Raw genomic sequence first — 21,115 nt, forward strand, 5'->3', positions numbered from 1 at the left:
CTCCAGAGATTCTGGAGTCTTTGTTTTTTATTGCACGCGAATACTTCCCGCGTATTTATCTTTCCAATACGTGCTCGTATTCATATTGGTAATGGTTACACCATTTGTTAATGTGACATGAACGACTTGGCCATTTCCGATATAGATGGCCGGGTTTAAGCTTGTTGATTGGAAAAAGACAATGTCCCCCGGTTTCAGGTCAGCCTTATCAACCTTTGTTCCCGCTTTATACTGGCTCGTCGCGTATCGGGGCAGTGAAATGCCTGCCGCTTTCTGGTAAACATATTGGATAAAGCCAGAAGTATCAAATCCTGTTTCTGGAGAAACCCCGCCCTTTTTGTAAGGAACTTCCCCGATATAGAGCGTCGCCTCTGACACAATCGGATTTTCTTTCGGAATCGTCAGGTTGTTAAACCGGCGGATGCCTGTCATCTTAGATTTCCAATAATCCTCTGATAAGTAGGAAATGGTTACTTTTTCAGACCGGCTCGCCTGAATGAACCTTCCGCCTCCTGCATAAATGCCGGCATGCGAAATTCCTGTTTTATACGTATTGCTGAAATAGATGACATCACCGGGTTTCATGTTCTGAAGCGCCACCTTCTCGCCTACTGCCCACTGCTGCTCTGCTGATCTCGGCAGATAGATGTCAAGCGCCTGTTTAAAGACATATTGCACAAGCCCTGAGCAATCGAAGCCCTCTGACGGCGTGCTTCCGCCAAAAACGTACGGAATGCCGAGGTATTTTTCGGCCTCCTGCACAACAGCCACATCAGCAGTCTCCGGATCGGCAGCGACTCGTTTCGCTCCAATATAAGAGCCGCTCCAATAGCTGCTTTTTTTGTAGTTTGTTACGATAACCCCTTTTGATAGGGTGCTGTGAATCATTTGCCCGTCTCCAATGTAAAGAGCGGCGTGTGTCGGTGCAGTCCCGCTGCTTCCCGCTTTTTTGAAAAATAAAATATCACCTGGTTTTAGATCTGCCGGCTTTACTGCCATTCCGACTTTTGACTGGTCGTTCACAGATCTCGGCAGATGAATATCAGCCTGACCGAAAACATATTGAATCAATCCAGATGAATCGAAGCCCTCTTTCGGTGTTTCACCGCCGTATCTATACTTATACCCAAGCAGTTTCTTTGCTTCACTGATGATCAGGTCAGATTTTGCATCAGCCTCCGCAATATCCGCTTTTGTCATAATAGGAACCAAAAAACAAATCATAACGGCCACAAGCAAAAACTTCTTCCAGTTTGCCAGTGTGTTCACTTTTATTATCTCCTCCTCTATTTGCAGTTTTAACATCGGTATTTTTCTAGATATGTTAAGAGACTTTTTCATATTTTTACAGAATGAATATGCTGGCTTTCGAAATGACAAATAAAAAAAGAGAATGTCTCGTAAGACATTCTCTTTTTTTTGTGTGTTATTTAGCGGCGTTTGCCGTTTCTTCCTGCTGTTGAATTTTATGAATTTCTGTATCGATTTTCTGCTTCTCCTGATCACTCAGCTGATCGTTGAATTTGAAAGCTGACATAAACATAAACACGACTGCAACGGCAACAAATGGCCAGATGGCTTTGACAAATTTCATCTTATATCACTCCATTATTTAGATTTTAGTTTGTCACTGTGATCGACATCAAAAGTCAGTTTTCCGTCTTCTACTTCCCATGCAAAATTAGAGTCTTTCGTCAGTTCGCGAATAATTGTTTTCTGTTTCAGACTGCCTTTTTTAACCGGGGCAGGTGTCGCTTCATGGATATCAATCGGCGTTACCTCAAAGTGTCCCGTTCCGTTTTTCTTCAAATGATACTGCACGAGCGCACTGTCTCTGGTTCTTGTCCAGCCTTGGTCAAACACAAAGTTCCCCAGACTGTAGAAAATGACGGTCCCGTTATAGACTTCGATCGGTTCAAGGACGTGCGGGTGATGGCCGACGATGATATCGGCACCTGCATCAGACATAGCTCTTGCCAATTGGCGCTGACGATCATTCGGATCATTATCATACTCTTGTCCCCAGTGTGACTGTACAACTACGACATCAGCATGTTTTTTCGCTTCTGAAATCATAGGGATAAAGACTTCCGGATCTGCGGGAAGCACGCCCGGTGTATTCTTTTTAGCCGCGAAACCTTTGCCGGATACATCCGTGAATCCAAGGGTTGCGATAGTTACCCCATTTACTTCTTGATATGAGATATTCTTTTTCGCATCGCTCAAGCTGTATCCAGCCCCAACGATATCAAGGTTATGTTTCGAAAATTCTTCAAGTGTATCTTTCATGCCCTGTGCGCCGTAATCCATGGCATGGTTATTCGCGCCGTTAAGGACCGTGAAATTCATATCCTTCAGGACTTTTACGGATTCCTTGTTTGTCTGCAAATGAATTTCTTTTTCTGCTTCCTTATAGTTCTTTTTATAAGTTACCGGGTTTTCAAAGTTTCCGGCTACGTAGTCTGATGCTTTAAAGATAGGCTCAACGTATTGAAAAATACTGCTTACCCCTTTTTGTTCCGTTACTCTCTCAACATAGCGCCCCATCATAATATCGCCTACAAATGAGGCTGAAAGAACGTCATCTGAATAGGTTTTAACCTTTGGCGTCTCTGCTTTACCTGCCCACATAAAAGCAAACATGAGGACAAAAACGATCGGAATTGCGATAAATACGTGCTTATTGGTTTTCTTTTTTTGCTGTTTTGTCAGCTTCAGCAGCTTTTCATGAAAGCTCAGTTCTTTTTTCATCGTTTGACACACCTTACATTAAATTAAGTAGTAAACAAACATGATAGCAAAGGTCGCTCCGCTTAATAGCAGCGTGCTTCCGAACGTAATTGTTAATCCTTGTTTCTGAATGGTATTGGCGATTAAACCTGGCACGATAATGCCGATTCCTCGAAATTCTGCGATTTCAAATGGTACAATCGGGTATAGAAAATCAAAGGCAATTTTCAGGACAATTCCTGTGATCAGCATGGCAGCGAATTTTCTGCGTCCATACAAAATCATAAACTTGGATAAACCGAATTTCACAATGACATAGGTGAGCAAGCTGACTAATAATACGAGTAAAATAAAGACCGGCTGATTAAACACAAGTCCTAAATACCCCGGTACAACAAGCCCTGCCGGCACAATCCCTGTTTTTTCCGCAAAAATTAAACTGAGTAGTACACCTAAAATGAGTGCAATGTATAAATCTGATCCGAACATGTCTGCATTTCCTCCTAGCTTACGAGCTGCTTAACCTTATATTCGTGGATTTTTTCAATTAACGGCTCTGCGGCACCATGAATGTTGCCGACGCCATATATGACACGGTTGTGCATTCTTTTCTTTAACAATTCCATAATCTCTTCCGTTGATTTGTACTCCAGATCATGCAGTTTGTCTGCAGGAATTTTACCTTCTTCATAAGCTTTTACGATTGGTTCTGTTGTTTCACCGATTAAAATCAGTTCACTTGCTTCAATATAAGGCAATACGTCATTTGCGAATTGCTGTGTCCGATCCACACGGTCTGCGCGGCAGTTCATAATGATGATCGGATCATCGGTCGGATAACCGATTTCTTTTACACGTTTCCATATATTCAAAGTAGAAGAAGCGTCGTTTGCGGCAAACCCATTAACAAAGTGCCCAGGCTCGCTCGGACTGATCAGCGGAAGAATTCTCATTGCTCCCGGATCTGGCGGCGCATTCAGCATTCCTTTAAACGCTGTTTCTTCATCAATGCCGAGTGCTTGAGCCACACCCAATGCGAGAGAAGCATTATCAGGGAATACCATATATTCAAATTTACGAAGATATTCATCAGTAATTTTCGAGTTATCAGCAATGATGACTTTTGTGTTTCGCTCTTTGGCTTTTTGTTTAAAGAACTCGGTATATTCACTATCTGTAATGACAAGATGGCCATTATAAGGAATAGTAGCGGTAAACGCTTCCGCAATTTCATCTAGCGTCGGTCCCATGACATCCATATGGTCTTCCAGCACGTTTACGATGACACCGATATTAGCTTGAAGAAGTTCTTCCTGAAAGATAATTTGATAGTCCGGATTAACGGCCATACATTCACTGACGAGGGCGTTGGCTCCTCTTTCTACCGTTTCTCTCATGACTTCTTTTTGTTCGCCGATATTCGGTCCCTGAGGTTTCCGTTTAATCGGCTTTTCCTCCGGTGTATCCCAATAGATCATTCTTGCGTCTGTTCCTGTCGTTTTTCCGACAGTTTTGTAACCGGCTTCTATTAATATTCCGGTTGTCAGCCTTGTCACAGTGGACTTTCCTCGGATGCCGTTAATATTCACTCGAACAGGGAGGGCATCAATGTTTTTCTGATGTCGCCGTTTTTCTAATATTCCGATGACCAGTATGACAGCACAGGCTATAATGAGTAACCACATTGCTTATCGACATCTCCTTCTATATTGTTGTAAATTCATTCATCAGTATATAGAATCACTATGAATTCTCAATCGGCATTATGTAACATAATCTCCCCTAATCTACTGAGCCAAACTTCTCTTTTGAAAGAGATTTTGTACCTACAAAGTGTTTTCTATTTTTGGAAATTGACAGGACTTACATCTTATCGATTTTTTTAATACTAAAAACGAATGCGCTTTCATTTACCAAATGATTTCCTTCTGGACGTTTAGTCACGCCTTGAATGTTCAGTTTAATATGCATTTCAAATCAATCTTTTTTCCGGCCCGGTATATCAGGCTTTTGCTGATACAATGCGTGTTTCCGGTTCTTATGAACACAAAATTATTTCTGCCTGTTTCTTAAGGATAAGGTCATAATGTCATCCTTTCTGCACGGAATAGACAATATTAGGCCCATTCCAAATTGACTAATGGCCCCTGCAATAAAAACGGCAAACAAACAGGTCCAGGTTCTCTAACATAATTAAACATTTCCTGGGCGGATAGTCTAATCTGTTTCATCCTATTTACAGGTCTAAACGCATGACTTTGAAACAATTTTAATAAAACTTAATATTCGTTCATGAAATGTTCATCCAGATTTGTGAAGACTTTGTCAAAAAAAGCGTGATGATCTTTAAATTCTCATATTTATACACCATTTACAGTTCGGTTTGCTCTATCGCCATGTTTTATTTTTTTCTTATTGCCAATAACGGAATGTTCATGATAATCTATCTATGTAAACGGTTACATACATGAGGAGGAGCTGTGTTGGCTACAATTAAAGATGTCGCGGGAGCCGCGGGCGTCTCAGTTGCAACGGTCTCCCGCGTTCTGAATGACAACGGTTATGTGCATAAAGAAACGAGAATACGTGTGATGGCCGCCATGGAGAAGCTGAACTATTATCCGAACGAAGTCGCCAGGTCTCTTTATAAAAGAGAATCCAGGCTGATCGGGCTTTTGCTTCCGGACATTACAAACCCTTTCTTCCCCCAGCTTGCCCGCGGCGCGGAGGATGAATTGAACCGGGAAGGCTATCGGCTTATTTTCGGCAACAGTGACGAGGAATTAAATAAAGAACTTGAATACCTTCAAACCTTTAAACAAAATCATGTCGCAGGTATTATTGCTGCAACAAATTATCCGCATCTTGAGGAATACAGCGGCATTGATCAGCCAGTCGTTTTCCTGGACAGAACACCTGAAGGCGCTCCTTCTGTATCCAGTGACGGACATACCGGAGGGAAATTAGCAGCGGAAGCAATTGTTCATGGAAAAAGCAAACACATTACGCTCCTGAAGGGCCCTGCTCACCTGCCCACTGCCCAAGACCGCTTTCACGGCGCTTTAGAGGTATTACAGCAGGCGGGTGTTGATTTTCAGATCATCGAGACGGCGTCCTTTTCTTTTAAGGATGCACAGGCACTGGCAAAGGAGCTGTTTGTCTTATATCCTGAGACAGACGGGGTAATTGCCAGTAATGACATTCAAGCAGCGGCTGTTTTGCATGAAGCTTTACGGCGCGGGAAAAAAGTGCCCGAGGATATTCAAATTATCGGCTACGATGATATTCCCCAAAGCGAGCTGCTGTTTCCGCCGCTGTCAACGATTAAACAGCCGGCATATGACATGGGTAAAGAAGCGGCTAAACTTCTTTTGAGCATCATAAAAAAACAGCCTCTCGCAGAAACGGCGATTCAAATGCCCGTCATGTATATAAGAAGAAACACGACAAGAAAGGAAGAAAACGATGCGTAATATTTGTGTGATAGGAAGCTGTTCTATGGATTTGGTGGTCACCTCAGACAAACGCCCAAACGCGGGCGAAACCGTGCTGGGTACTTCATTTCAAACTGTGCCGGGCGGTAAAGGCGCGAATCAGGCTGTTGCCGCCGCCAGACTCGGCGCCAATGTTTTTATGATTGGCAAGGTTGGTGACGATCATTATGGAACAGCCATCATGAATAATTTAAAAGCAAACGGTGTTCGCACCGATTATATGGAACCGGTTACACATAAAGAAAGCGGCACCGCCCACATCGTGCTTGCCGAAGGTGATAACAGTATTGTCGTCGTTAAAGGCGCAAATGATGAGATCACCCCATCTTATGCGATAGACGCTCTTGAAAAGCTTGAAAATATCGATATGGTTCTGATTCAGCAGGAAATCCCGGAAGAAACGGTTGATGAAGTGTGCAGATACTGCCATTCTCACGACATCCCGATCATGCTTAACCCGGCACCGGCCCGCCCGCTGAAGCAGGAAACCATTGACCATGCCACCTATCTTACGCCGAATGAACATGAGGCGGCGATCTTATTTCCGGAACTGACGGTTTCTGCAGCATTGGCGCTTTATCCGGCGAAGCTCTTTATCACTGAAGGCAAACAAGGCGTGCGCTATTCATCCGGCAGCAAAGAGCGGATCATCCCTTCCTTCCCTGTTGAGCCTGTCGATACAACCGGGGCGGGTGATACGTTTAACGCGGCTCTTGCTGTGGCCTTGGCGGAGGAAAAAGATATTGAAGCTGCATTACGGTTCGCAAACCGCGCCGCCTCCCTATCTGTATGTTCTTTCGGCGCTCAAGGCGGGATGCCGTCCAGAAAAGAAGTAGAGGAGCTGCTGTCATGAAAAAACACGGTATACTGAACAGTCATCTTGCCAAGCTATTGGCTGACCTTGGCCATACTGACAAAATTGTCATCGCTGATGCAGGGCTTCCCGTTCCTGACGGCGTCCTGAAAATTGATCTCTCACTGAAGCCGGGTTTCCCGGCTTTCCGGGATGTAGCCGCAGTGCTGGCAGATGAAATGGCGGTTGAAAAAGTAATTGTCGCATCCGAAATAAAGGTATCCAATCCAGAGAATGCGAGTTTTATAGAAACCCTTTTTTCTGAAGAGGCAGTTGACTGCCTTCCCCACGAGGAATTTAAGGAGCTGACTAAAGAAGCTAAAGCTGTCATACGAACAGGAGAATTCACACCATACGCCAACTGCATCCTGCAGGCGGGTGTGCTTTTCTAGAAAGGAGGACCGATATGCAAATCGAAATGAATGACATTCATAAAGCATTCGGAAAAAACCAGGTGCTTTCAGGTGTGTCCTTTCAGCTCAAGCCTGGCGAAGTTCACGCACTGATGGGAGAAAACGGCGCCGGCAAGTCCACCCTGATGAACATCCTGACTGGTCTGCACAAACTGGACAAAGGACGGATCACCATAAATGGTAACGAGACGTATTTCTCCAACCCAAAGGAAGCCGAGCAGCACGGAATCGCCTTCATCCATCAGGAACTGAATATCTGGCCGGACATGTCCGTACTTGAGAATCTATTTATCGGAAAAGAAATGTCAACGAAATTTGGTATTTTACAAACTAGAAAAATGAAAGCGCTAGCAAAAGAACAATTTGATAAACTATCCGTCTCTCTTTCACTTGATCAAGAAGCGGGTGAATGTTCTGTCGGACAGCAGCAGATGATTGAAATCGCAAAAGCGCTCATGACAAATGCCGAGGTGATCATTATGGATGAACCTACCGCGGCTTTGACTGAACGGGAAATCAGCAAGCTGTTTGACGTCATTACGGCTTTAAAAAAGAACGGTGTTTCCATTGTATACATCTCACATCGAATGGAAGAAATTTTTACGATTTGCGACAGAATCACCATTATGCGTGACGGAAAAACCGTTGATACAACAAACATTTCAGAAACCAATTTTGACGAGGTCGTGAAAAAAATGGTCGGACGTGAGCTGACGGAACGGTATCCTAAACGCGTCCCTTCACTCGGAGACAAAATATTTGAGGTGAAAAACGCCTCCTCAAAAGGAAGCTTTGAAGATATCAGCTTTTATGTCCGTTCCGGTGAAATTGTCGGCGTTTCCGGTTTAATGGGAGCCGGACGAACAGAAATAATGAGAGGACTGTTTGGCATTGACCGGCTCGATTCGGGTGAGATTTGGATTGCAGGAAAAAAGACTGCGATTAAAAATCCGTATGATGCTGTGAAAAAAGGGCTCGGTTTTATTACGGAAAACCGCAAGGATGAAGGACTGCTGCTCGACACATCGATTCGGAAAAATATTGCGCTGCCCAATTTAGCCAGTTTTTCTCCAAAGGGCATCATTGATCACAAGCGGGAAGCAGCGTTTGTAGACCTTCTCATAAAACGCCTGACCATCAAAACGGCTTCACCAGAAACGCACGCGCGCCATTTGTCCGGCGGCAACCAGCAAAAGGTCGTGATTGCCAAATGGATCGGTATCGGCCCAAAAGTGCTCATATTGGATGAGCCGACAAGAGGCGTGGATGTGGGCGCGAAACGGGAAATCTATACGCTGATGAATGAGCTCACTGAACGCGGTGTCGGCATCATTATGGTGTCATCAGAGCTGCCGGAAATACTCGGGATGAGTGACAGAATCATCGTCGTCCATGAAGGCAGAATCAGCGGAGACATCGAAGCGCGTGAAGCGACACAAGAACGAATTATGACACTTGCCACGGGAGGGCGGTAACATGAAAACGGAACAACTGAAGCAATCAGAAAAAAACAGATTCACTTCGATGGCGTCATGCAGAAGCTCGGCCCGTTTCTCGGTTTATTTATTCTCGTTATGATCGTATCGATTTTAAACCCGAGCTTTCTTGAGCCTTTGAATATTTTAAACCTGCTACGGCAGGTGGCGATTAACGGATTGATCGCATTCGGCATGACCTTCGTTATTTTAACTGGCGGCATTGATCTTTCTGTCGGGGCTATTCTCGCCCTGTCCAGCGCCTTAGTCGCGGGTATGATTGTATCTGGTGCCGACCCGATTCTCGCCGTCATCATAGGCTGTCTGATTGGCGCTCTTCTCGGGATGATCAACGGACTGTTAATCACAAAAGGGAAAATGGCCCCTTTTATCGCGACGCTTGCGACCATGACTGTCTTCCGCGGACTTACTCTTGTGTATACAGACGGAAACCCGATCACAGGGCTTGGCACTAACTATGCCTTTCAGCTGTTCGGCCGCGGTTATTTCTTAGGAATTCCAGTACCTGCAATTACAATGGTTCTCGCCTTTGTTATCCTTTGGGTGCTGCTACACAAAACGCCGTTCGGGCGCCGGACATACGCAATTGGCGGCAATGAAAAAGCGGCACTCATCTCAGGCATAAAAGTCACACATGTAAAAGTCATGATTTATGCTTTAGCCGGTCTATTATCCGCCCTTGCCGGCGCGATTTTGACTTCCCGTCTCCACTCGGCACAGCCGACAGCTGGAGAATCATATGAACTGGATGCCATCGCAGCGGTTGTCTTAGGCGGAACGAGTCTTTCCGGGGGCCGCGGGCGCATTGTCGGAACGTTAATCGGGGTGCTGATTATCGGCACACTCAATAACGGACTCAACCTGCTTGGCGTCTCATCATTTTATCAGCTGGTTGTTAAAGGGATTGTCATTTTAATCGCGGTATTATTAGACCGCAAAAAGTCAGCATAGGAGGGTTTTACATGAAAAAGGCTGTATCCGTCATTTTGGCGCTGTCACTGTTTGTATTGAGCGCCTGTTCGCTTGAGCCTCCCCAATGGGCGAAGCCGTCAAACTCAGATAAGAAAAAGGAATTTACCATTGGCTTGTCGATCTCAACGCTTAACAATCCCTTTTTTGTTTCTTTAAAAAAAGGGAATTGAAAAAGAAGCGGAAAAGCGCGGAATGAAGGTCATCATCGTCGATGCCCAAAATGATTCCTCCAAGCAGACTAGTGATGTGGAGGACTTAATTCAGCAAGGCGTTGATGCCCTGTTAATCAATCCAACTGATTCTTCGGCTATTTCAACGGCAGTAGAGTCTGCAAATTCGATCGGTGTGCCTGTCGTCTCAATCGACCGGTCCGCTGAACAAGGCAAAGTAGAAACCCTCGTGGCTTCCGACAATGTAAAAGGCGGAGAAATGGCCGCAGAGTTCATCGCAGACAAGCTTGGAAAAGGTGCTATGGTGGCGGAGCTTGAAGGCGTTCCGGGTGCCTCAGCTACACGGGAACGCGGTTCAGGCTTTCACAAAATCGCAGATCAAAAGCTGGACGTTGTCACAAAACAATCAGCTGACTTTGACCGCACTAAAGGCCTGACTGTCATGGAAAATCTGCTCCAAGGACACCCGGATATCCAAGCGGTTTTCGCTCATAATGATGAAATGGCGCTTGGAGCTCTCGAAGCGATTAACAGCTCCGGCAAAGAAATTTTAGTCGTCGGTTTTGACGGAAATAAGGATGCCATTTCTTCGATTAAAGACGGTAAGCTCTCAGCCACTGTCGCTCAGCAGCCTGAATTGATCGGTAAACTGGCAACGGAAGCAGCGGATCAGATTTTACATGGAAAGAAAGTTAAGAAAACAATATCAGCACCTCTGAAACTGGAAACGAAAAAATAATGCAAAGGATCAGATCTTTATCTGATCCTTTTTTATGTTTAGCAACCGGCCAAAACGTGAAAGGAATAATAGAAATGATTATTTCTCTTATGTGAGGAGAGGAACGCAATGAACAAACCCATGAAAATACTGTCTACACTTGCACTTGCAGCCGGAATAACTGCGGCTTCTGCCGGCGGCGCAAACACAATTCATGCACAACAGCCAGAAACAAACGTAAGCATTGATGATTTATACAGCTATCCGATTGATTCCTACTTGGTTTCAGCAGAGGCTCTGAATGTCAGAACAAAGGCCTCCGCTACAAGCGCTAAAGCCGACACCCTTCATCTGGGCGACAGCTTAAAGCTCATTTCGTTTTCAAATGCTGATTGGGCAAAGGTTCATTACAAAAACGGAAAGACAGGCTTTGTCTCCACTCATTACATTGTAAAGGCAGCAACAACGATAAAAACCAAAACAAAGACGAAAGCATATACATCCGCTGAAGGAAAAAGCATCAAGACACTCCCGGCTAACACAAGCGTATCTTTTTTAGGCTGGAGTAAAACAAAAAAAGGCGGCTTTGACTTTGATTGGGTCTATGCAGATTACGGCGGTAAGACAGGTTATATCAAAACAAAGGACCTGCAGATGACAAAATAACCGAAAGGGATTCCGTTTACAGAACGGAATCCCTTTTTTCTTCGCTAATGATGGATTGAATTGTCGCATTCAAAATATTTCTTAGGAAATATTGTCGTATGCCGTGTCGAAACCTATACATGATCAACAGCATTTTTGTTTACGTTAAAGGATGGAGGTGGAAAAATGGATCAATTTGAAGCTGCATATGAATCGTATAAATCCAAACAAACAAATATCGATCAGCCAGTTGATACGTCCGGAAAAGAAGAAATTATCGCGGTCAGAAGAAATGAGGAAGACAATATTATCGCGGTGAAAACGAACACAGGAAGAGAACTGGACTATCCCACTGCGCTATCAGAAGCAAAAGCGGGAAAGATCGCTCACGTTGATGTATTTCATAAATACGGACGTGACATTTTACGAAGTGAACCAGACGGCATAAAGGATAATAACCTATCTGAATTACCCGATTTTTAATAGAGAAAGCCCTGTCCCATTCCGGACAGGGCGTTTCTTTTTTAAGAAAAAGGCTGCTGGATATAATCAGCTAACCGTTTTGCACTGATCGCAATATCCTCAGCATTTGCGTATTTCACGCCATAAAACACATATGGCGGGAGATATGTCATGCCAATCAGATTGCTTGTCGCCTGGAACGGCTTCAGGAGCTCACTGATTGAATAATGATTCCCTCCTCCCGCCTGATACTTTTCCGCTTCGCTTCCTGTGGAAACAGCCAGCATCAGCTCTTTGCCATGCAGAGCTTTCCCTTCTGACCCGAAGGCCCAGCCGTATGTCAGCACAAGATCCTGCCATTTTTTAAGAAGCGGCGGAGAGCTGTACCAATAAAGCGGGAATTGGAACACAATGCGATCGTATTGCTCGCACAGCTGCTGCTCTTTGGCAACATCAATGGCTTCATCCGGATATTCCTTATAAAGCTCCCGTACAGTGATATTGTCACGTTTACTTAATTCCTCTGCCCACGCCTTATTGACGACTGAGGTTTCCATTTGAGGATGAACAGCCAAAACCAGTATTTTCAATGAGACCCACACCTTTATCATTTTAATGTTATTTTAACTAAAATCAGGTAAAGTGCCAAATAAAAAGCAAGCCCTGCACATGTGCGGGCTTGCTTTTTTTATTCTGGGCTTCCTTCAGTCGTTTCGATATCTTTGGCGAAATCCGGGTTATCCAAATTGGCATTAAAGAAATCTGCTGTATTTGGAAGTCTGAGATTCATGTTCATTTTTTGAGAAATCGTAACCGTGCAATCCTCAAGCACATAATCAAAGACGTGTCCGCCTGAATTTCGTCCTTCGTCAATGAAGTGCAGGTGATAGCCAGAAACGGCGATTCCGTTCGCATAAGCAGGAGTCAAGAAACCAACGATTGTGCCTCTGATGTTGTCGAAGTTGAAAATCGGCTGTGTTTTGACCGCTTCAATCATTGGCACATATGGTTTTTCTTGCAGTTCCACCGTTCTTGTCTGCACTTTTTTAAACAATCCGTCAATACGGATGGCATAAAATAGGTTTTTACTTGGCAGAATGCTGTTGATTTCTTTTTCAAATTCTTCACGTGTCATTTTCGCATCAATTTTGTGCGTCATATCCGGTGTAAAGAACGTAAATGAGCAAAACGGAGAGCGGTCCCCGCTTTGCACAGGTGTCGCAGTGCCGTCGGAACGAAGACGGTAAAATTCGCCGTCAAATCCAATCAGCTCTCCATCAAGCTTGTTAAAGGTCCCGATACCGAAGTCCCCGTATTTCGGAATATCTGACAGTTCAAAATCGCCATCATATACTCCGTCTAAAAGAGAAGTCATTGTTGATACTTGATAAATTTGGCTAACGGGCTGTTCTTTTTTGCCGCGGCTCAGCATTTGAATGTTGCTTTCTTGTTTCATATTCCCTTCACTCCTTTAGTAATGTGCTGTTCTTCGAAAACAGTGTCTTGGTGCGCAGAGTGCTAGAGAGCTTTTGTTTTCATCAGTTCTCCAAATTCTTTTGGGAGCTTGTCACTCGCTAAATTAACGTTATCACTGTAGTCAACTGGGACATCAATGATAACAGGGCCTTCAGCATTCATGGCTTGACGCAGAACATCTTCCAGCTGGTCTGGTGATTCGACACGCAAACCGGTTGCCCCGAAGCTTTCCGCATATTTCACGATATCGATGTTTCCGAACTCGACTGCAGATGTACGATTGTATTTTTTCAATTGCTGGAATGCAACCATGTCATATGTGCTGTCGTTCCATACAAGGTGTACAATTGGAGCTTTTAAGCGCACCGCTGTCTCTAACTCCATTGCCGAGAATAAGAAACCGCCGTCACCAGAGACAGAAACGACTTTTTCTCCCGGTTTCACCAATGAAGCACCGATTGCCCACGGAAGCGCAACACCAAGTGTTTGCATACCGTTACTGATCATTAATGTTAACGGCTCATAGCTGCGGAAATAACGGGACATCCAAATCGCGTGTGAACCGATATCGCATGTCACTGTGACGTTATCATCGACTGCATTTCGTAATGCTTTAACGATTTCAAGAGGATGCAGTCTGTCTGACTTCCAATCTGCAGGCACCTGCTCTCCCTCATGCATATATTCTTTTAGATCAGAAAGGATTTTTTGCTCACGTTCCGCAAAATCCACTTTTACAGCATCATGTTCGATATGATCCAAAGTAGATGGGATATCCCCGATCAATTCAAGCTCAGGCTGGTAAGCATGATCAATGTCAGCCAGAATCTCATCCAGATGGATAATCGTCCGGTCTCCATTGACATTCCAGAATTTCGGATCGTATTCAATTGGGTCATAGCCGATTGTCAGAACAACATCAGCCTGCTCAAGCAGCAGATCGCCCGGCTGGTTGCGGAATAAACCGATACGGCCGAAATATTGATCCTCTAACTCTCTTGTAAGAGTCCCGGCAGCCTGATATGTTTCTACGAATGGAAGCTGAACCTTTTTCAAAAGCTTGCGAACCGCTTTAATCGCTTCAGGTCTTCCGCCTTTCATTCCGACTAAAACAACAGGAAGTTTTGCTGTTTGGATTTTTGCGATAGCCGCACTGATTGCATCATCTGGTGCAGGGCCAAGTTTTGGCGCTGCCACTGCACGCACGTTTTTGGTGTTTGTGACTTCATTCACAACATCTTGCGGAAAGCTCACAAAAGCGGCCCCAGCCTGACCTGCTGACGCTGCTCTAAATGCATTTGTAACAGCTTCCGGTATGTTTTTTACGTCTTGAACCTCTACACTGTATTTTGTAATCGACTGAAATAACGCCGCATTATCCAATGATTGATGAGTCCGTTTTAAACGATCGGCACGGATAACGTTCCCAGCAAGCGCAACGACAGGGTCACCTTCAGTGTTTGCAGTCAGCAGTCCCGTTGCCAGGTTAGAAGCACCCGGTCCTGATGTGACTAAAACGACTCCCGGTTTTCCAGTTAAACGGCCTACAGCCTGCGCCATAAATGCCGCATTTTGTTCATGCCGTGCAACAATGATCTCAGGCCCTTTATCTTGTAAAGCGTCAAATACCGCATCAATTTTTGCACCTGGAATGCCAAATACATGTGTGACACCTTGCTCCACTAAGCAATCAACAACAAGCTCCGCCCCTCTGTTTTTCACAAGGGATTTTTGTTCTTTTGTTGCTTTTGTCAACACCCTCACTCCTTATTATGCATTTTAAACATAAAAATTTAAATAAATCTTGTGATACGTTTCACTATACACTCTTTGGAAATTGACCTCCAATATCAATTCGACTTATGATTAATATGTATTACGAATTATTAACCTAAGAAAGGAATGCATATTGATGGAGCTTCGCCACCTTCAATACTTTATCGCAGTTGCCGAAGAGCTTCATTTCGGGAAAGCTGCGCTTCGGCTGAACATGACACAGCCTCCTCTCAGCCAGCAGATCAAACAGCTGGAGAAAGAAGTCGGGGTGACGCTTCTGAAGAGGACAAAACGATTTGTGGAGCTAACCGCAGCCGGAGAAATATTTTTAAATCACTGCCGCACGGCTTTGATGCAAATTGATCAAGCGATTGAATTGGCACAGCGGACGGCTCGCGGCGAGCACGGCCATCTCGTTATCGGTTTTGTCGGATCAGCTACATATGAATTTCTGCCGCCGATTGTCCGGGAATATCGTAAAAAATTCCCATCAGTAAAAATAGAATTACGTGAAATATCCTCGTTTAGGCAGCAAGAGGAGCTGCTAAAGGGCAACATTGATATTGGTATACTTCATCCTCCTTTACAGCACACAGCATTGCATACTGAAATCGCCCAAAGCAGCCCTTGTGTTTTAGCTTTGCCTAAACAACACCCGTTAACATCTAAGGAAGCCATTACAATTGAAGATTTGAGAGATGAACCGATTATTACTGTAGCCAAGGAAGCATGGCCTACTTTATACATTGATTTCATCCAATTTTGTGAGCAGGCTGGCTTTAAGCCAAATATTGTACAAGAAGCGACTGAATATCAAATGGTAATTGGATTAGTCAGCGCCGGCATCGGGATTACATTTGTACCTTCCTCAGCTAAAAAATTATTTAACTTGGATGTGACTTATCGAACAATAGATAAAATACAGCTGAATGCCGAATGGGTTATCGCCTATCTCAAAGACAATCAAAATCCGCTTTTGAAGCAATTTATTAATATTTCAAATTGTCAGCAGTTAAGAACTAAAGAGAGTGATGCAAGTACCTGAAATGATACTTGCAAACTCTTTTTTCTTTTGGGATTCTCATGGAATTTTAATTAATATAATATAATCGCTTAGTACAACTTCATATCAGTATACGTATACATACAGTACAAATAGTTGGCAAGGATACTAGTAAGCGCATGACAATCGTTTGATTTTAGAATGATAGATAGAGAGGTGAAATATATTACACAGTTCACGAGTATATTAACATTGCTCGCTTTTTTCATAACAATGATTTTTATTTTCTGGAGGCCGAAAGGATTAAATGAAGCTATCCCCGCGACAATAGGCGCTTTAATGGTGTTATTATGCGGAAGTGTGTCATTGACCGACTTAGGAGAAATAGGATCAAAAGTCACGGGTGCATCAGTCACAATTCTTGCCACTATGATCATGGCCATTGCATTAGAAAGTTTTGGATTCTTTTATTGGGTGGCTGCAAAGCTGCTCCAACAATCCAGGGGATCAGGCATCAAGCTTTTTTGGTTAACCAATTCACTTTGCTTTTTAATGACCATTTTCCTAAATAATGATGGGAGCGTTTTGATCACAACCCCTATCCTTTTGCTGGTTTTAAAATATTTAGGTTTGAAAAAACATCAAAAAACCCCTTATTTAATAAGCGGCGTTTTAATAGCTACAGCCTCCAGCGCACCGATCGGCGTAAGTAATATTGTAAATTTAATTTCTCTCAAAATGATTGGAATGGATCTATACCTGCACACTGCCATGATGTTTGTCCCTAGTATGATGGGACTCATTTTTATGGCTTGCCTACTGTTTATTTTCTTTTATAAACGTCTTCCTAAAAGCCTGCCAGATATACCGAACCATTTTCAGTCTCTGCGACACAGAAGGTACCATCCCCTTCATTCGCCATCAGCTCCGATAACGGAACGAAATCAAACAAAGATAATGTTATTTGTACTCGCATTTGTTTTTCTCGTCAGAATCAGCTTATTTGCCGCGTCATATACCGGTATCTCCGTTCCTCTTGTCGCTGTCATCGGATCGATTATCCTTTTGGCCTGGAGATGGGTTTATTTCAAAACCTCTCCCAGGGACTTGTTCTTCAAGGCACCTTGGCATATTTTTATTTTTGCTTTTACTATGTATGTCCTCATTTATGGACTGCATAATATAGGATTCACTGAGTTACTTGTGAGTCATTTCGAACCTGTGGTTTCTGGAAGCCTCGCCCATGCTACTTTCGCGTCTGGTATCTCTACCTCAATTTTTTCAAATCTATTTAACAACCATCCAGCTTTAATGATCAGTACTTTTACCTTAACAGAAATGAGCCTGAATCCATCAACAGCAAAAATCATCTACTTGGCAAATATTATCGGCAGTGATATCGGTTCCTTATTATTACCTATAGGAACATTAGCAACACTTATTTGGATGCATATTTTAAAACAGCATGATGAAAGTATTTCTTGGGGCGAATATTTAAAAACGACCATTTTAATCATTCCGCTGACTGTTCTTTTTACGTTAACATGTTTATATTTTTGGATCAGTTGGTTATTTCTTTAGCAGTGTATGAAATAAAAAACTGCCTTCTGCTATTTATTCGAGGGCAGTTTATTTTCAGTATAGGCTACGCTAGGGGAGATGCATTGTCTTTAGATGATTTAACTTCCAAATGATTGACTTTCCACTTGCGTTAATCAGCTCAATGATATTATTAGATACATCTTTTAACAGACCGACTTTTTCTGGCACTTCCCCCATATCAAATATAACCAATTGGCCAACATATTTTTTGATCTGCTCCTCAAAATTACGTACAAGTGAAACACTGGAAGGTACGACAGGCAATTGAGAGTTGTCAAGAGTGTACGGCGTTTGCTCTGTTGAATAAGGGGTAAACCACTTTAAGTGATGCATAGATATGAAAAGTGTTTTAAATACAGGTGAAAAAAATACAATATAATCATTTAAAACACTTGTAACATATCCATGTATCGACCGATCCCCAGTTACATAAACTTCAATAAATTTGCCTTTCACATTGTTTAATGTGTTTCTGTAAGAAAAACTATTATTTTCCGCCTGCATTATTGTATCTTCCGGTTCTCTTAAAATTGGTTTCTCAGTATTAGTATTTATTATTGCTTTGTTCATTTGATGGAGATGCAGCAAGGGAATATAAAGATAATTGCAGCCATTAAATATAACAAAAATATCATATCCAATATCTATAAGTGTGCCAACAAATCTTGTATCTCCTGAAATGACAACATCAACATCTGTGTCAAGAAATTGATTCAAACCTTTCACCATTCTCCCCCTTTATTTGAATGAAAAAGGGCATCACTTTATTGATGCACCTTCATTATCTATTAAAATTTGCGCTTCCAATGATAGTCTATCGTTTTGACAATCGTTTCATAGCTATAATCTTCCTTTTGGCTTTCGGTGCTATGATAATCTGAAGATCTTGGTGACCAATATGATTTGGATGAACTGCTGGAATCTGATGAACGATCATACTTTGACGATTGATAATCTGAAGATCTTGATGACCGATATGATTTGGATGAACTTTTGGTGTCTGATGAATGATCATATTTTGACGATTGATAATCTGAAGATCTTGATGACCGATATGATTTGGACGAACTTTTGGTGCCTGATGAACGATCATATTTTGACGATTGATAATCTGAAGATCTTGATGACCGATATGATTTGGATGAACTTTTGGTGCCTGATGAACGATCATATTTTGATGATTGATAATCTGAAGACTTCGGTGACCGTTTATTTGATTTGGACGAACTTGATGAGCTATATGATTTTGAAGAGGTTAACGAACTACTGTCCCCCTCTTTTTCTTGTTTTTGGTCTATATCATTTTTGCTTTCTTCTTTATCATCATGTTCTTTCTTTTGATCGCCTTTTTTGTAAGAGCCTTTTGGGCCTAAGCTGATGCTCTTGATATGAAAAGGATATATGCGAAGCACTTCTTGATTTTTCACTAAAGTATAATGACCATCCGCATTATCTACGAGGATACCTTCAATTGCTTCTGGTCCTCCTCGATTAATCGAAACCCATTTATGAGTTAAACTCTTAAAAACTTCGTTTAGGTTATCAGCTTCCAAGACACTTGGCGTATGTCCTTCTTTATTTAAAGCGGACTCATGTTTACTTATGCTTTTGATGTGATGAATATTAAAATAAACTACTCCATCCTCATTTGTGTCTAACGCAGCGTAATCATCTCCTAGCCATACCAAACTTCCTTTTTTAGATTCCGGACCGCCTTGATTTAATTGAACGGATTGGTTCATTAATTGTCCGATTAAGCTGTGAAAATCATCAGCGTCAGCCATTTCTGCCGTCTCAATTGTTGTTGTGCTATTATTGGTATCCTCTGTAATACTTTTTACATGATCCAATTGATAATAAATGGTTTTTTTTCAGTTTGCAAAGCGATATAATCTGATTTTACAGCTACCAATTTTCCTCTTTTAGATTCGGGACCTCCTCGATATACAGTGACAATTTTATCTTGCATTGAATGCAAAAAATGATAATAAGATATATCATGATTTGAATGATTTTTCATTCTCCTCTTGCTCATTCATTACCCTCCTAGTCATTTATACATAGATGATAAATATATTGCATATATACGTGTCACAGTTATTTCTTGAACTAATTCAATAGCCTAATTGTCTGATTTTCAGCGAATACCTATAATCATGGATTTACAAAATACTTAAATTGCTGTTGATGTATTGCGAACGATTTTTAATATACTCAAAAATCACTTCCGGCTCACGGTCAAAACGTTCAATATCACTTTTTTTATATGGGTCCATCAGGACAAACGGCCTGATTTGATCATAAAGCGCCAATATTTTTTGTTTCATATATTCAATTGTAAAGAGAGATTGGAGCGTTTTTTCTAGGAGATGCTTATAGGATTTACGAAATTCGGGTTCATCCAAAATGCGGGCAGTTAATGTATTAAACCCTTGAATTCTTACATAATCTGCAGCCATCCGCTCTCCATGGATATCCCTGCCCCAGGTGGCATCATAGTCCCAAGGAATCACTTCAAATAATCCGGTTTCTCCGCTTCTGTACAAAGCGTAATTGTGGACAAACCCGTCATAGTTTGAGGTGAACACAATGCCGGCCAGCCAGCGCAAATACTTATCGATATTCACATGCTTTGTCACTTCTGATTTAAATTGAGCTTTCGGGACAGTATTAATTTTAAAGATCATATCCTGTAAATAAAAATCATCTTCCTCAGTCCCTGTCTTCTTTTCATACCCATGCTCAAGCGACTTCTTCGTATCCCTCTCCAAATCACTCACGAGAGAAAAATTAGCATCATCGTCAACCGCGTAAAAAACTGCTCCGTCCGCCAGCTTCCTTTTCGCTAAATAATATTCATCGACGGATTCAAGCTCAAGATACACTCCTTCATTCTTCCCATTTATCTTTAAAAACACAAATTCTGCCCTTGGAGACAGCGTCCCCAGCTCTGCGAAAAAATCGAGAGACAATTTGTTTCTTATCATGGAAGGATCTTTATATTCCGCATTCAAATGAACCTCGCGGGCGCCGCGAAATGTTTTCGGCTGATAATAGGAAATATGGTACGACTTCTTTTTGAAATCTCTAATATGAGATCCGCGATAAGCGATGTCGATATCAAATCTTTTCTGATTCACTTTCAGCACAGCCGGAACCGGTTCATCGTCCCATATATCCTTTTTTAATTCCCGTAAGTCTTTTGGATGAATAAACAGCTGATACAGAGGCAAATTTGATTGATTCTTCATCCGTAGTCCCCCTTCAAAATTAGGCTTTTATTTTTGTGAGATCTCAGCGGAACA

General features: G+C 42.5%; 18 protein-coding genes and 3 pseudogenes. 10 read left to right on the forward strand and 11 right to left on the reverse strand.

Annotated elements, in window-relative coordinates; genetic code table 11:
- Window positions 1-27: 27 nt before the first annotated feature.
- The 5 genes from AU387_RS04940 to pgsB form a co-directional block, all read right to left on the reverse strand.
- Window positions 28-1,269, reverse strand: a complete 1,242-nt coding sequence (locus tag AU387_RS04940; protein ID WP_082687836.1) for a C40 family peptidase — start codon at window positions 1,267-1,269, stop codon at window positions 28-30.
- 157 nt (window positions 1,270-1,426) lie between these two features.
- Window positions 1,427-1,594, reverse strand: a complete 168-nt coding sequence (gene edmS / locus AU387_RS20355; RefSeq protein ID WP_044159572.1) for an extrachromosomal elements maintenance protein EdmS — start codon at window positions 1,592-1,594, stop codon at window positions 1,427-1,429.
- A gap of 14 nt (window positions 1,595-1,608) precedes the next feature.
- Window positions 1,609-2,751, reverse strand: coding sequence for a capsular polyglutamate synthetase PgsA (gene pgsA, locus AU387_RS04945; RefSeq protein ID WP_044159574.1), 1,143 nt, complete (start codon window positions 2,749-2,751; stop codon window positions 1,609-1,611).
- 18 nt (window positions 2,752-2,769) lie between these two features.
- Window positions 2,770-3,219 carry a poly-gamma-glutamate biosynthesis protein PgsC gene (pgsC, locus tag AU387_RS04950; protein WP_010332116.1) on the reverse strand — a complete coding sequence of 150 codons (450 nt, stop codon included), beginning with the start codon at window positions 3,217-3,219 and terminating at the stop codon, window positions 2,770-2,772.
- 14 nt (window positions 3,220-3,233) lie between these two features.
- Window positions 3,234-4,415, reverse strand: coding sequence for a poly-gamma-glutamate synthase PgsB (pgsB, locus tag AU387_RS04955; protein WP_019715925.1), 1,182 nt, complete (start codon window positions 4,413-4,415; stop codon window positions 3,234-3,236).
- Between the two features lie 798 nt (window positions 4,416-5,213).
- Here pgsB and AU387_RS04960 point away from each other — a divergent pair.
- From AU387_RS04960 to AU387_RS04995, 8 genes and pseudogenes are all read left to right on the forward strand, one after another.
- On the forward strand, window positions 5,214-6,203 hold the full coding sequence (locus tag AU387_RS04960) for a LacI family DNA-binding transcriptional regulator (protein WP_044159578.1): 990 nt from the start codon (window positions 5,214-5,216) through the stop codon (window positions 6,201-6,203).
- Window positions 6,196-7,077, forward strand: a complete 882-nt coding sequence (gene rbsK / locus AU387_RS04965) for a ribokinase (RefSeq protein ID WP_059292406.1) — start codon at window positions 6,196-6,198, stop codon at window positions 7,075-7,077. Before AU387_RS04960 ends, rbsK begins: the two co-directional genes overlap by 8 nt.
- The gene (gene rbsD / locus AU387_RS04970; protein ID WP_059335082.1) at window positions 7,074-7,469 is read left to right on the forward strand and encodes a D-ribose pyranase; all 396 of its coding nucleotides are present in this window, start codon (window positions 7,074-7,076) and stop codon (window positions 7,467-7,469) included. The genes rbsK and rbsD overlap by 4 nt, the downstream gene beginning before the upstream one ends.
- A 14-nt stretch (window positions 7,470-7,483) precedes the next feature.
- Window positions 7,484-8,965: a sugar ABC transporter ATP-binding protein gene (locus AU387_RS04975; RefSeq protein ID WP_059335084.1), complete on the forward strand. Its 1,482-nt coding sequence runs from the start codon at window positions 7,484-7,486 to the stop codon at window positions 8,963-8,965.
- A gap of 1 nt (window position 8,966) precedes the next feature.
- A pseudogene (gene rbsC, locus AU387_RS04980) lies at window positions 8,967-9,937 on the forward strand (ribose ABC transporter permease RbsC).
- 11 nt (window positions 9,938-9,948) lie between these two features.
- Window positions 9,949-10,867, forward strand: a pseudogene (gene rbsB / locus AU387_RS04985) (ribose ABC transporter substrate-binding protein RbsB).
- A gap of 108 nt (window positions 10,868-10,975) precedes the next feature.
- The gene (locus AU387_RS04990) at window positions 10,976-11,512 is read left to right on the forward strand and encodes an SH3 domain-containing protein (protein WP_059335087.1); all 537 of its coding nucleotides are present in this window, start codon (window positions 10,976-10,978) and stop codon (window positions 11,510-11,512) included.
- A gap of 165 nt (window positions 11,513-11,677) precedes the next feature.
- The gene (locus tag AU387_RS04995; RefSeq protein ID WP_024123076.1) at window positions 11,678-11,974 is read left to right on the forward strand and encodes a DUF3892 domain-containing protein; all 297 of its coding nucleotides are present in this window, start codon (window positions 11,678-11,680) and stop codon (window positions 11,972-11,974) included.
- Between the two features lie 41 nt (window positions 11,975-12,015).
- On the opposite strand, the gene AU387_RS05000 is transcribed toward AU387_RS04995, so the two are convergent.
- From AU387_RS05000 to alsS, 3 genes are all read right to left on the reverse strand, one after another.
- Entirely contained in the window at window positions 12,016-12,543 is a 528-nt protein-coding gene (locus tag AU387_RS05000; RefSeq protein WP_059335088.1) for an NAD(P)H-dependent oxidoreductase, read from the reverse strand.
- Window positions 12,544-12,641: 98 nt separating this feature from the next.
- On the reverse strand, window positions 12,642-13,409 hold the full coding sequence (budA, locus tag AU387_RS05005; RefSeq protein WP_059335089.1) for an acetolactate decarboxylase: 768 nt from the start codon (window positions 13,407-13,409) through the stop codon (window positions 12,642-12,644).
- A 62-nt stretch (window positions 13,410-13,471) separates the two neighbouring features.
- Entirely contained in the window at window positions 13,472-15,184 is a 1,713-nt protein-coding gene (gene alsS, locus AU387_RS05010) for an acetolactate synthase AlsS (RefSeq protein ID WP_024123079.1), read from the reverse strand.
- A 157-nt stretch (window positions 15,185-15,341) separates the two neighbouring features.
- On the opposite strand from alsS, the gene alsR reads away from it, so the two are divergent.
- Both alsR and AU387_RS05020 read left to right on the forward strand, forming a co-directional pair.
- Window positions 15,342-16,250, forward strand: coding sequence for an acetoin biosynthesis transcriptional regulator AlsR (gene alsR, locus AU387_RS05015; protein WP_059335090.1), 909 nt, complete (start codon window positions 15,342-15,344; stop codon window positions 16,248-16,250).
- Window positions 16,251-16,460: 210 nt separating this feature from the next.
- Entirely contained in the window at window positions 16,461-17,789 is a 1,329-nt protein-coding gene (locus AU387_RS05020) for an arsenic transporter (protein ID WP_082687837.1), read from the forward strand.
- A gap of 69 nt (window positions 17,790-17,858) precedes the next feature.
- Here AU387_RS05020 and AU387_RS05025 read toward each other — a convergent pair whose 3' ends face one another.
- The 3 genes and pseudogenes from AU387_RS05025 to cotH form a co-directional block, all read right to left on the reverse strand.
- Window positions 17,859-18,536 carry a DUF2642 domain-containing protein gene (locus AU387_RS05025; protein ID WP_082687838.1) on the reverse strand — a complete coding sequence of 226 codons (678 nt, stop codon included), beginning with the start codon at window positions 18,534-18,536 and terminating at the stop codon, window positions 17,859-17,861.
- Between the two features lie 62 nt (window positions 18,537-18,598).
- Window positions 18,599-19,845 (reverse strand): annotated as a pseudogene (locus AU387_RS05030) (spore coat protein CotH).
- Window positions 19,846-19,972: 127 nt separating this feature from the next.
- Window positions 19,973-21,061, reverse strand: a complete 1,089-nt coding sequence (gene cotH / locus AU387_RS05035; protein WP_059335092.1) for a spore coat protein CotH — start codon at window positions 21,059-21,061, stop codon at window positions 19,973-19,975.
- Window positions 21,062-21,115: the final 54 nt, after the last annotated feature.

This window comes from Bacillus halotolerans, from assembly GCF_001517105.1.
Classification (GTDB): domain Bacteria; phylum Bacillota; class Bacilli; order Bacillales; family Bacillaceae; genus Bacillus; species Bacillus halotolerans.